Origin of the sequence: Bacteroides mediterraneensis, assembly GCF_025993685.1 — a bacterium.
GTDB classification, from domain to species: Bacteria; Bacteroidota; Bacteroidia; order Bacteroidales; family Bacteroidaceae; genus Phocaeicola; species Phocaeicola mediterraneensis_A.
The window spans coordinates 1,654,784-1,667,919 of the sequence record NZ_DAJPEN010000001.1 but is presented as its reverse complement, the minus strand read 5'-3'; the positions used below and the strand labels follow the sequence as shown (position 1 = coordinate 1,667,919).

General features: G+C 51.1%; 7 protein-coding genes. All 7 read right to left on the bottom strand.

Translation table 11 applies throughout. The features are described 5' to 3' along the window. Nucleotides 1-29 precede the first annotated feature (29 nt). Nucleotides 30-473, bottom strand: a complete 444-nt coding sequence (locus OIM59_RS06945; protein ID WP_303895899.1) for a dihydrofolate reductase family protein — start codon at nucleotides 471-473, stop codon at nucleotides 30-32. A 298-nt stretch (nucleotides 474-771) separates the two neighbouring features. Then, the gene (locus OIM59_RS06940) at nucleotides 772-2,082 is read right to left on the bottom strand and encodes a sigma-54 dependent transcriptional regulator (protein WP_303895897.1); all 1,311 of its coding nucleotides are present in this window, start codon (nucleotides 2,080-2,082) and stop codon (nucleotides 772-774) included. Beyond that, a complete protein-coding gene (locus OIM59_RS06935) occupies nucleotides 2,070-4,463 on the bottom strand; it encodes a hybrid sensor histidine kinase/response regulator (RefSeq protein WP_303895894.1) in 2,394 nt (797 codons plus the stop codon). The genes OIM59_RS06940 and OIM59_RS06935 overlap by 13 nt, the downstream gene beginning before the upstream one ends. Nucleotides 4,464-4,687: 224 nt before the next feature. Continuing rightward, on the bottom strand, nucleotides 4,688-5,929 hold the full coding sequence (fabF, locus tag OIM59_RS06930; RefSeq protein WP_303895891.1) for a beta-ketoacyl-ACP synthase II: 1,242 nt from the start codon (nucleotides 5,927-5,929) through the stop codon (nucleotides 4,688-4,690). A 53-nt stretch (nucleotides 5,930-5,982) separates the two neighbouring features. Then, nucleotides 5,983-6,528 carry a TetR/AcrR family transcriptional regulator gene (locus tag OIM59_RS06925; protein ID WP_303895889.1) on the bottom strand — a complete coding sequence of 182 codons (546 nt, stop codon included), beginning with the start codon at nucleotides 6,526-6,528 and terminating at the stop codon, nucleotides 5,983-5,985. Nucleotides 6,529-6,672: 144 nt separating this feature from the next. After that, nucleotides 6,673-12,558, bottom strand: coding sequence for an N-6 DNA methylase (locus tag OIM59_RS06920; protein WP_303895887.1), 5,886 nt, complete (start codon nucleotides 12,556-12,558; stop codon nucleotides 6,673-6,675). Beyond that, complete coding sequence (locus OIM59_RS06915) at nucleotides 12,548-12,994, bottom strand: DUF1896 domain-containing protein (protein ID WP_303895885.1); 447 nt, start codon at nucleotides 12,992-12,994, stop codon at nucleotides 12,548-12,550. The genes OIM59_RS06920 and OIM59_RS06915 overlap by 11 nt, the downstream gene beginning before the upstream one ends. Between the last annotated feature and the right edge of the window lie 142 nt (nucleotides 12,995-13,136).

Sequence of the window (13,136 nt, the reverse complement as noted above, 5' to 3'; positions counted from 1 at the left end):
TACGTTCACTTTTTGAACGTCCCGGGCGTTCATTTTCCGAACGTCACCACCCGTTGGCGGGGTGTTTTCCGTCCGTAGACTATCCTTACCATACCATCCTTCCATTGTCTGCTTCCCGTGCATGTCCATTCGCTTTCGGGCAGCGACGACTGGAACAGCCTGCTGCCGTTTCCCGCAATGACGGGAACCATGTAGAGGATAATTTCATCCACAAGCCGCATCCGTATCATGCCGTTGATGATACCTGCCGTCTTTTCGGTTGCTTCTATCAGATAGTTCAGGGAATCGCCGGTGTTTTCCATCCGGCTGGAGAGGAGTGTAAGCGACGTATCTTCTGTCAGGACGCAGGTAGCAGCCTCTTTCAGCGTACCTATCCCGTACTGGTCGGAACCAAGCCATCGCCCGGACAGACCGGTTGTTTCTGCCGGACAGCCGTCCATTGTTAAGACGGCGAGTAATCGGACTTTTGCCATAGCGGTCATTCTGTTGCGACCGGAAACCGTATATAAAAAAAGTAGCGTGCAAATCACACTACCTTCAAGCGACGGCTCTGGAATGCCTCTACGGAACGTATGCGAATGCACGCTATGCCAAGGCATAGCATAAGCATCACACAATCGCTTCCGTAGTTTCAAATTTTCCAGATTTTCGCTCGAAACGCCTTGCGGTCTTATTCTATACTATATCTTAGTCGGTACGGGAAACCATGTTTCTCCGTATCGTTTTTCTCCTATGTTTATGCAAATATAGGATTTTTCATTGAGATAATTCTCATTTTTCACTCTTTTTCTGCATGATACCGTATTCTTTCATCTTGTTGTACAGGGTCGTGCGGCTGATACCCAGCAGTCCGGCAGTCACTTCACGGTTCCCGTCCGCCTGTGCCAGTGCCCGCACGATGCGTTCCCTTTCCTCATTCCCGTCTTTCAGCAGCAGGGAGCTGCCTGCCTGTGCCGAACTTTCCGCTTCCAGCCTGTCGGCTCCTATCAGCCTTCCTTCCGTCAGCAGGACGGCGGAACGCACCGTCTGTTTCAGTTCCCTCACATTTCCTGCCCACATCCGCCTCATGAGTTCCTTTTCCGCCTCCTTGTCGAATCCTTCCGTATGCCGTCCCAGTTCCTCGTTGGCAAGCTCCCGGAAAAACTCCGCAAGGGGCAGTATGTCCTCCCGGCATTCCCGCAACGGCGGTATCTTGATGACAAACTCCTTCAGGCGGTGATACAGGTCCCGCCGGAAACGTCCTTCTTCCACTGCCTTCTCCAGATTCTCGTTGGTCGCCGCCACGATGCGCACATCCGCTTTCCGCTCGCGGGTGCAGCCCGTCGGACGGTAGCATTTGGTCTGCAGCGCACGCAGCAGTTTCTGCTGTACCTCAGCGGGCAGGTTGCCCACCTCGTCCAGAAACAGCGTGCCGCCGTCAGCTTCCGCCATGCAGCCCTTCTTTCCGGTTATGGCTCCTGTAAATGCGCCTTTCTCGTATCCGAACAGCTCGGATGCCGCCAGCTCCCGTGTCAGCATACCGCAGTCTATCGCGACAAACGGACCTTTCTGCCGGGTACTCTGCGCATGTATCTTTTCTGCTACGTGTTCCTTGCCCGTACCGTTCTCTCCAAGTATCAGCACCCCTATGTCCGTCGGGGCTACCAGTGAGATACGCCGGTCGATGGTCCGGAATGCGGCACTTCTGCGCTCCAGTATGGGCATGGTATGCCTTCTTTCCGATTTGCGTACCAGCTCACTTATCCTTGGAAGCAGCTTTTCCTGCAGCAGGGTCTTGGGGATATAGTCCTCGGCTCCCAGCCTCATGGAGCTGACAGCCGATGCGACCTGCGCATAGTCGGTCATGATGACAAACGGGGTTCTGATACCCGCTTCCCGCATCCGCTCCAGCACTTCCGTACATTCCCCGTCGGGCAGACGCAGGTCCGACACGATGATGTCCCCATCGTCCAGTTCCTCCAGCAGCCTTCGTGCCCCGGCACAGTCGTATGCCGTGCGGGTCTTGTAGCCTGCCTTCTCCAGCATTCCGCAGACATGGTCGCGGAATACCGGGTTGTCTTCTATCACTATTATTCTTCCCATACCGTTCTCTCCATTTCCTTTCGGGCGAGCCGGATAATCGTTTCGCCCTGACCGGTTACCTTTCCGGCATACTCCCTGATTTCTTCTGCCGTCCCGTTTCCGTGGAGCACGTCATACAGCTCCTGCAGCGGCCCTTCGGCATGTATCAGCATCCACGAGCTGCGGATATGGTGTATCCAGTAGTCCAGCCTGTCCCTGTCACACCTTTCCGCTTCCTCCCGTATGGCGGCCATTTCCTTCTCCGTCTCCCTGACCAGACATTCCAGCCTCTGCCGCTTGTCGCCGTATGCGAACAGCGGGCCGAGGTCTATGCGTGGGGTGCTGTCCTCACCGATGCATTCTTCCGCAGCTGCCAGCAGTTCGTCGATGGAGAACGGCTTGTACAGCACCGAGCTGAAGCCCGCACCTGCCAGCTCCTCTTTCGTGATGCTTTTCGAGCCGGTCACCACCATCACGGGGATGGTGCGTGAGTTGCCTATGTCCGACGTGCGGAGCAGTTCCAGCACCTCGTAGCCGCTTGCGTCCTGCATTTTCAGGTCCGTGGTCAGCAGGTCATAGTGTCCCTCGCGCAGCTTCTCCGCCATTTCCCCCGTGCTCGTGCAGGTGTCGCAGTGCACCCCGTTCTGCACGAATATGTCGTGTATCATCCCCAGTATGATACTATCGTTGTCCAGCGACAATACCGAACATCCGCCCAGTCTTGTCCGCCTCGCTGCTGCCTTGCGGACTGTTTCTCCGGCTTTCTCCGCTTGTGGCAGTGGCAGCACCACGCTGAAGCGGCTGCCCGTGTTCCGTATGTTCTCCACCGATATGCTGCCCTCCATCAGTTCCGCAAGGCTTTTCACTATCGACAGTCCCAGCCCGAATCCGTCCTGCGTGGCGGCATTGCTCAGCCGCTCGAACGGCTTGAATATCTGTTCCCGTTTGTCCTTGTCTATTCCTCCTCCGGTATCTTCCACCGCAAGCGTGAATTTCCCTCCGGCATACAGGGCGGTCAGTGTCACGCCCCCGCGTTCCGTAAACTTCAGTGCATTCGACAGCAGGTTGCTGCCGATACGCAGTATCAGGTTTCTGTCGCCCATGACCACCTCGTCAGCGGCGTTGTTCACTTTGAACTCCAGCCGTTTCTCTTCCATCCGTGCGGCAAACTCTGTTTCCAGCGTTTCCGCCACTCCCGCCAGTCTGAACGGCTTCACCCTGACGGTCTCCTTTCCGTTGTCTATGCGGTAGTAGTCCAGCAGGTTCTCCATCAGTGACCCCATACGCTCTGCCGACTGCCGTATATGCTCCGCGTGCAGTGCCGTTGTCTCCCGGTTCCCGTCCTTCAGTATCAGTTCTGCATTGCCGCGTATGGCGGTCAGCGGTGAGCGCAGGTCGTGCGTCACCGTCTGCATGATGTTCTGTCTGCTTTTTATCAGCTCTTCATTCTCCCGGACCGACCGGCGCAGGGTCTCTATCAGTTCCTCGCGCTGTTTCCTGTCTCTGGTTCGGCGGCGGATGTCCCTCCGGACTACTGCATACAGCAGCACCGCACACAGGATACCTGCCGCCGATATGCCGCATATCAGTACGAATGCCGTTTCTCTCAGTTCCGCCACCCGCATGTGCCTTTCTTCCATGCGTTCCGTCTCGTCCTGTCCGATTTCCCATATCAGCCTCGAAAGGTTCCGGTTCAGTATGCTGTTGCGTATTTTCAGTGAGTCCGACAGATGGGAGAATGCCTGTTCCTGTTCTGCCAATGCCGTACGCATCTCTTCCTCAAACCGCCGCATCTCCGCAATGTGCCGGGTGTTGGGTGTCGTGCTCACCCGTGTGGTCGTGCGTGCCGGTTCTTCTTTCTTTTTCTTGCGGAACAGGCCGAACAGCCCGCCCCGTTTCTTTTCCTCTTCCGGTTCGGTGCGTTCCGTCACTGTCGTTGTCCGTACCGATGCCGTCTGCTCCAGTCCGGGCAGGTGGCGTTCCAGCAGGCTGTCCATGCGGTACGCCGTGGTCGGCATATCCACCATCCGCTCGATCAGCCTGCGTTTCTCGTGCAGCAGCCTTACTACCGTGTCTATCCTTGCCGTCTGTGCCGGCTCTCCGTAGTAGCCTTTCAGCCGGTCTATCACCCTCATTGTGTGCGATTCCCGCCGGTCGTATGTATCCATGTCCGAGTCGTCCCACAGCATTGCGCGGTCATTGTCCAGAAACAGTGTAATCAGTCCCCGGTATGCTTCGCTGGCGGTGGTACGCTGCATGAGCAGGCTGCGTTCCTCAGCCTCCGCCTGCTCAAATACCTGCTTTTCATACCATACGGCCGTGATGATGCCCAGTACGAGCAGTCCCAGGATGAGATAGCCCGACAGAATTTTCAGGGATAGAGAATCTCTCCATTTACACATATTTTTAACGAATCAAACCAATATATCAAGAATGAAATAATGTCTCGAAGTAAATAGTACATTAAATGAATATAGAACCATAAATATTTATACTAATGTATCTATAATTAAAATATCAACTTTAAGTTTACAAAAAAACCTAATCTGTTATCATAATAAAATTCTAAATTTAAGTATAATAACAAATTAGGGGAATAAGTATAATCTATACAAATATTAAACAGCTACATCTTTTTTAGAATAATAGTTGCATTGTGTCCGCCAAACCCAAAACTATTGCTAAGTACTGCGCCAACTTTATGTTGAATACTTTTGCCTAGTACTAAACGAGTATCAATTGGAATATTTGGATCTACCGTTTCTGTATTGATTGTTGCAGGTATAATAGAATCTTTTATAGACATAACACAAGCAATTGCTTCAACAGCACTAGTTGCACCTAACAAATGCCCAGTCATTGATTTTGTAGAACTTATGAATATATTTGAATAATATTTTCCAAAAACATTCTTGATAGCTTCCAACTCTGGTATATCTCCTGCAGGAGTAGATGTTCCATGCGTATTTATATAATCTATTTCTGAAGGTGAGATATTTCCGTCCTCTAAAGCATTTTGCATTGCCTGAAATGCACCTTTTCCATTTGGGTCTGGAGCTGTAATATGATATGCATCAGATGACATACCCCCACCTATTAATTCCGCATAAATATGTGCCCCTCTTTTTATTGCATGTTCATACTCTTCTAATATTAAAGTACCAGCACCCTCACCAATAACAAATCCATCTCTATTGACATCATATGGTCTTGATGCTATGTTTGGATTATTATTGCAAGTTGATAATGCCTTCATTGCATTAAAACCAGCAACAGCACTAGCTGTTATTGAAGCTTCCGTACCACCGGCTATTATTAAATCTGCTTGTCCTGTTCTAATGAAATTTAAAGCGCATATTAAAGCATGATTTGATGATGCACATGCAGATACTGGAGTAAAACTAAGTCCTTGAAGACCATATTTAATTGTTATCATTCCAGCTGGCATATTTGAAATCATACGTGTTATATAAAATGGACTGAATTTGGTAGGATCATTCTTTGAATAATATTCTTCTAATTGATTCTCTAAGCTATTAAGTCCACCTATTCCTGAAGCATAAATGACTCCACATCTTTGTTTATTGATATTTGAAAAATCAATTTTTGCATCACATATAGCTTCCTCAGTAGCAGCTAATGCATATATAGAACACAAGTCTATCTTTTTGGATGACTTTTTATCTATATAATTCTCAATATTAAAGTTCTTAACTTCACATGCTATTTGCGTCTTATGCTTAGAAGCATCGAATTTCGTTATTTTACCAGCCCCCGAAACACCTAATTTCACATTGTTCCAAAAACTAGTAACATCATTTCCTATAGGTGTGATGCAACCTAATCCTGTTATAACTACTCTTTTCATATTTGATTAATTTATATCTATCTACTAATAGGTAGATAAAAGGTGTAAAAAAATTAAATTCCTAAAATATGAGATTTCATTTCTTCATATATATCTTTTGCTACAACTTTATCCAAAAGGAGAGAAGCCAATAATAATGATTGTATTATATGAGCTTTCAATTGAGGAGGTTCATTAAAATGAAATACACCTGCCTCTTTTCCATTAGATAAAACTTCTTCAAGCCAATTAAAAATATCATTGACTAATATTTGTAATTGTACTTGCATTTTAGTAGGTAAAGTATCAAATACAGGAGATAATGCACCTGTTATACATACCCAATTTTTTTTTCGGCTATCAGCATACAATAAAATCCAATGTTTTAGTTGTATTTCATAAGGATACTGTTTCCAATTGTTTACTGCATTATGAAAGTTTTGAATTGTATTTTTTATTATTTCAGTTCCTAAGTCCGCTTTTGTTGGGAAATAATAATGAATTGTCGCTTTTCTAATTTTAATAACTTCTGCAATATCAGCATAGCTAAAGGCATTATATCCTTTAGTTCTGATAAATTCTTCACCTAAACGTAATATTTCACTTCGCGTATCATTCATATTTGCAAATATATATATTTTATCTACCAATAGGTAGATTTGCGTAAAAAATTCACATAATTTAATAATTAAGAAAAGACAGATGAGCATTTATGTTCTCACTAAAAATTGTCATCTGTCTTTCTTGCTAAATAATTATATCAATCACATTTTCATGCCCTTCGGTTCCGTCAGCCCCGGTCTTCCGATAACCAGATGGCTGCGCACGAAGTCCGCGTGCGGGCTTTCCGGCTGCTGTTCCGTCTGTTTCTTCTCGCTGCCTTGCCGGTTCTCTTCCGTACTTTCCGGCGTCGGCGGAGTCAGCTCCAGCTGTATCTTGCGGTCTAGTGCGGCGAGTTCTGATTTAAGCTGTTTCAGCTCGTCCTCCTTCTTCCATGTCTTTCCGGCTATCTCCTGCAACTGCGGGATTTCACGCTCCAGCGTGGCGATCTTTTCCTTGTACTGGTCGATGATACCCGGTATCCTTTCCAATGCGTTCAGGAAGTTCGTAGCGGCGGCATGTGTGTCAGCCATTGCCAGATGTCCGTTGTTGTAGGTGTACTTGTAATTGCCTTCTATGACAAAGCGGTTGTCGATAAACTCCAGACCTTCTTTGAGCGTCCTTTCGCTGATCACCTTGATGGGGAAGCCGTACAGTTCGCCTACACGCTTGTACTGTCCGCCGGTCGTGGCGTTCTTCGCTATCTCCTGCAGGCGTTTGCCGATGGATTTTTCATCCGTCTGTTCCAGTCCGTCCACCCGTATCGGATTCAGGCGGTTGCCGTCCTTGTCGGTCTGTACAGCTGCCGTAAACTTTTCCCAGTCTTCCGTCATACCCCTGGTTTTCTCTATCGAGTCGGATAATGTGGCGGTTTTGGATTCAAGTTTCCGTTCGGTTTCGCGTCTGCCCTTGTTGAACGATTTGCGTTCACCCTCCAGCGAGGCTATCTTCTTCTCCAGCTTCGCCTTGTCCAGCAGGTCGGTGTTTCCCGACAGTATCGCCATGTATTCCGAAAAATTCATGCCGGATTTCTCGTCCATCGCTCCCTCGTCTATGGTTCTCGCGCCCATTGCGCCGCTCTTCAGCTGACTGATGAACGTCTGCTTGCAGTGCAGCAGGTTGAACTTGTACGAGTCCAGCGACTTTTCCACCGCATAGATGATGACATCCACATTGTTGCCGGCAAAATACTTGGCGATCTCGTTTCCCGCACGCACGCCACGCCCGTCACGCTGTGCAAGGTCGGACGGGCGCCACGGTGTGTCAAGATGATGGATGGCCACACATCGTTTCTGTGCGTTCACACCCGTACCCAGCATACTCGTCGAGCCGAACAGTACACGCACCGAACCTTCATTCATGGCGGCAATCACCGCCTTGCGTGCCTTTTCCGTCTTGCACTCCTGTATGAACCGGATTTCCTGTGCCGGTATGCCGTGGTCCTCCACTAATTTGCGCTTGATTTCGCTGTACACGTTCCAGCCTTCTCCCGTCTGGTATGTTCCCAGATCCGAAAACACGAACTGCGTTCCTTTCTGTGCTTCATACCTGTGGTAGTATTCCGCTATCATCCTTGCGCAGTGGCTCGCCTTGTTGTCCGGGTGGTCTTCATATTCCGGGTCTATCATGCGCATGTCCAGTGCCATCTTCCTTGCGTAGTCCGTGGCGATGAGCATCTTCGCCTTTTCCTCCGTTTCCGACAGTTTTCCGCGTCCCAGCAGTGTGGCATCGCCCGTCTTGGCAAATTCCATCAGCTGTTTGATGAAATATTCCTGGTCGGGCGTGGGAGGTATGTTGTGCAGTATCTCGTTCTTGTGCGGACGGTCCACACCCACATCCTCCGCCGTGCGGTAGTCCGTTATCTCGTTGTAGAACGCCGCCAGTTCCGGCACCTTGATGAAGTAGCGGAAGCGTTCCTTCTGCACGATGTTGTTCGTCACATTGAACTCGAAATCCGTCGTCTTCTTGGCGAAGATTGCCGCCCATGCGTCAAAGCATCGTATGTCCTGTCTTTCCAGCTCCTTCGGACGCAGGTATTTGAACAGCAGGTACAGCTCCGTCAGCGAGTTGCTGATGGTCGTGCCCGACAGGAACGTCGCTCCCAGATCCTTTCCCGTCCGCTCCTGGATGGTGCGGATGGCAAACAGCAGGTTCAGTGCCTTCTGGCTGCCTTCCGAGTTTCCCAGACCCGCCACACGGTCATGCCTTGTGTTGAACGTCAGGTTCTTGAACTGGTGCGACTCGTCTATGAAAATATGGTCGATGCCCATCTGCCTGAAGTCCACCACATCGTCCGTCCTCGACTTTATCGCGTGTTCTACCTTGTCCAGCTTGGCTTGCAGATTGAACTTGCGTTTCTCCAGTCCTCTCAGCATCGCACGCGACACGTCCTTGCCCTGCGAGCGCAGCACTTCCAGATTTTCCTCCACCGTATCCAGCTCTTCCTGCAGGATGCGTTGTTGCAGTTCCGGCGACTGCGGGATTTTTCCGAACTGGTCGTGCGACATGATGATGCAGTCATAGTCATTGTTCTTGATGTTGTTGAAGAACCGAACGCGGTTGGCAGCTGAAAAGTCCTTTTCCGAGGCATACAGGATACGTGCGTTCGGATAGGCCGTCTGATAGGTCGCCGCAATTTCGGAGACATTCGCCTTCAGCCCGATAATCATCGGTTTGTGGGCAAGCCGGAGACGTTTCATTTCATGTGCTGCGATGCACATTATCAGCGTCTTGCCGGTTCCAACCTCATGGTCGCAGATCCCGCCTCCGTTCTGTTTCAGCATCCAGACACAATCCTTCTGCGATGGGTAGATGCTTTTCACGCCCCGGCTTTCCAGCCCCTTCATGTTCAGGTCGGGAAATGTCTGGTGCGAGCCGTCATATTTCGGTCGAACGAAGCAGTTGAACTTCCGGTTATACATGGTCGTCAGACGCTCCTTGAACTGTGGCGACTGTTCCTCCAGCCACTCAGTAAAGCCGTTACGGATTTCGTCAATCTTCGCGTTGGCGAGCTGGATGCCCTCGCTGTCGCGTGCCTTGATGTCGTTTCCGTTCTCGTCCTCGCCGACCTTCTTCATCATGTCGGGGCAGGTGTTGTGCAGGGCGTGTTTCAGCAGACTCATGCCGTCATAGTTCCGGTAATAGCCCTTTACACAGAACTCCTCCCATATTTTCATGTTCTTGTAGGCACATGCCACCGAAAACTCGTCAAGGCTCGGCGAATAGGAGATTTTCACTTCCGTGTCAAACAGATGGCTCATGTAGGCGGCATAGATGCCTGTCGGAATCCATCGCTCGCCGAAATTGAAGTCCAGTTCCTCAAAACCGATACGCTGCGGCGTGGCGGCTTTCAGGGCTTCAAGAGACTGCTCCGCATCCGCAAGCCGCTCATGTCCGGGATGGTCGTTTATCCATTCTTCCACACGCTCCGCCTTCTCTATCACGTTTCCGGCAATGAAACGGTCCTTTATCTCATAGCCCGAAACAAGCGGGTTGTAATAGATACGTCCCTGCAGGGCTCCGAGCAGTTCCTCTTCCGTACTGTCGGTAATGGCACGCATGAAGTCGAGGTCTATGCCGCCATATCTGTTGAGCGAGGCGGACAGGGCTTCTTCGGGCGACCCGGCATTGACGTATGTTTCCACCGAAAAGGAAACGGGACGCTCGAAAATGTCCGCCTTCACGAATTTCCCCTCTTCGGCACGTTCCAGTGCAAGGACGTCACGCCCGGAGGCATCCATCATCAGAAGTTTTGCATTCTGTCTGGCGTTCAGGTTGCCGTAACGCATCACGAACTCGTCATAGGACACGTTCAGGTATTCACGCTGACGGCTGTCCTCCGTCCGGTTTTCCGCCTCATTCCGGTACAGGCGTTCATAGGCGTCACGGATGGATATATACAGCAGGGCCTTTTCCTTCTGGTAGCCTTTCAGGTCAAGCGGGTGGAAGGTGGCTCCATAGGGGGTGATGCCCCTCAGATACCCGACGGCGGTCCCTTCCGCCACCATTGAGCCGTCACGGTGATGGGCTTCCACCGTCCCGCTGTACGGGTGCGGTGTCAGGTCGGCAGCTTCCTCCTTGGCAGGTTTCGTATCATATTCCGGGAACAGCGAAGCGGAAGTTGTTCCCGTCTGTCCGGACGGATTCTCAGCCGTAGCGGTCATGCCTTCCGGCAATGGGCTTTCATCTTCCGGCGCCTGTTTTGACCCGGGTGTCATGTCAGCCTGCTGCACCGGTCGGGAATCCGACGATGGCACAACCGCCGGGTCGAGGGTGTCTTTCATGCCGGACTTTGCGAGCAGTTCCTGTCTGTGTTTCTCCGCCTCATGCCTGAGCTGGATACGCACTTCGGGGGTAAGGTGCATCATGGTTTCGTAAAAACCGTTGATGGGCGGGTTCTCCTCCCAGTCTATATCCGCATATATGTCGTCCGGATGGGCTTGGGCTGCCGTTTCTTTGGCTTCCGCATCTTCCGTTTTTACATCTTCCGTCTTTTCGCCTTCAGTCTCCTTTTGCGGGGAAACGTCAGGTGCAGCCGCCGGTTCATCCGTAACCTTCGGCGTAACCTGTGCCTGTTTCTTGCCGTTCTTGTCCTTTGACTTGGCTGCGGACTTTTTCTTTTTGCCCGAAAGGGCCTGATTGCGTTCCTCTTCCGTATATTCCCACAGGTCAAAGAGTGTCAGCTGCACGGTTGGAGCCTGTTCCGGCTCATGCGTCCCGGTCTCCTGTCTTTCCGCAACCGGTTGTGCCTTTTCTTCTGTCGCTGCATCCCTGTTCTCCGGTTGCTGCCGGACGGGTTCAGGTTCGGGAACTGACCTTTCCGCCTTCACTGTTTCAGTTTCCGGTATGGAGATGCTCATGGCGGATTGTACGGTCTGTTCCGCCGCTGTCCTGCGTCCCTGATAAAGTTCCATGTCTAGACGTTTGCGCAAGTCCTCCGCAAGCATCCTGCCCAGATCTGTCGCGATACCTTCCACACCTCCGCTGTGCGTATATATCATGGCGGGTTTTCCGTACGGGTCGGTACCCCTCTTTGCATCGGTATGTACGATACGTTCCGTGTGGTAGGCGAAATAGGCGTTCTCCGTCAGTCCGCCGTTATGTTCCGTCTGTATGATGGTCAGTACCCTCTCTTCCTGTGTCAGTTCCTTCTTTTGCAGGTCTTTTTGCAGGATGATCAGGTCGCTGCCGGCTTCCGTACCCGCATTGTTGGTAAACAGGTTGTTGGGCAGGCGGATTGCCGATACCAGATTCGCCTTGCTGAACATCTCGTTCCTGACGGATACCTTCGAGCTGTTCAATACCCCCTGCGAGGTGATGAACGCCACGATGCCGCCGTCACGCACCGCATCCAGACCTTTCAGGAAGAAATAGTCATGGATGGCTTTCTGTGCCGAACGTCTGCCAAAGGATGCGCTGTGGCTGAACTCCGCATCGAACACTCCGAAATCCCCGAAAGGGATATTGGAGATGGCAAGGTCAAAATGGTTCAGAAACGGCTTTTCGATTTTCTCGAAACCCATCGTGCGGATTTTCTGTTCCGGGTAAAGACAGCCCAGCAGCTTGCCCGTCAGCAGGTCCTTCTCGAAAGCCATCACATCCGCCTGCGGCTGGTATTGCAGCACCGCATCCACAAAAGCACCCGTCCCGGCGGACGGTTCCAGTACGCGGTCGGGACGCACCTTGCGGTCATACAGGGCTTCCGTTATTGCACCCGTAATTTCCGCCGGCGTGTAGAATGCCGTCAGTACCGATGATTTCAGCGAGTCCACATAACTTTTGTATTCCCTTTCATCCCGGCTGTTCTCACGGATCAGCCGGTGCAGTTCGATGGTCGGGGCAAACAGGTCGAGGTCAGATTTCGCCCAATGGACGGCATCCGTCAGTTCCCTGGCGGGATTCAGTATGCACTTCAGTCCTCCGAAGCCGCAATACCTTTCCAGCAGCACACGTTCACGCGCGGTGGGCGTGCGCTGTTCCTTCTCCAGTGTGAATGCTGTCCGTATCGCCTCGATGTTGTCGCGTAGTTTCTGCTTGCGGTTAAATGCCATACTCCCTCAGGTAAAGGACGACGGCTCCCGTCAGCTCCGTATAGAGCAGGTCATAGTCGGACGACAGGGCGAACTGGTCGTCTGACAGGTCGTAAATGGAGAATACGTTGCCCACAAGCGGCAGCAGTTTCTCTACAAAGCCCTCACGCGCGTCTTCCGGAATCTCTTCATGAAACTCGCTTTCCACGACTTCACTCAGGATGGCGTATCGGGAATAATGCAGGCCGTGGACGAGTGCAGACATGGCAATCTCCTGCGCACCGTCGGGAGTGTACCCCTCAAGCCTTGCACGCTCATAGGCTTCTGCGGCTTCATCGGCACGCGCCTTCACGAAGGCGGCATCGGAAGCCTGTTCAAACTTGTTTTCCTTGAGATAGTTCAGCAGATACAGACCGTAATAGGAAAGTTCGGTCTGTTCAAGATTCTTCTTGTTCATTTTTACAATGGATTTAGTGATTTGACAAATGTCCGGATATACGGAGAAGGGGAAGAAAAGGCACCCGGTATCCCTCCGAGTGCCACCACTAAATCCAAAGTCTTGATCAGTATGATGATTTATGAACCTTGAATCAGTGGCA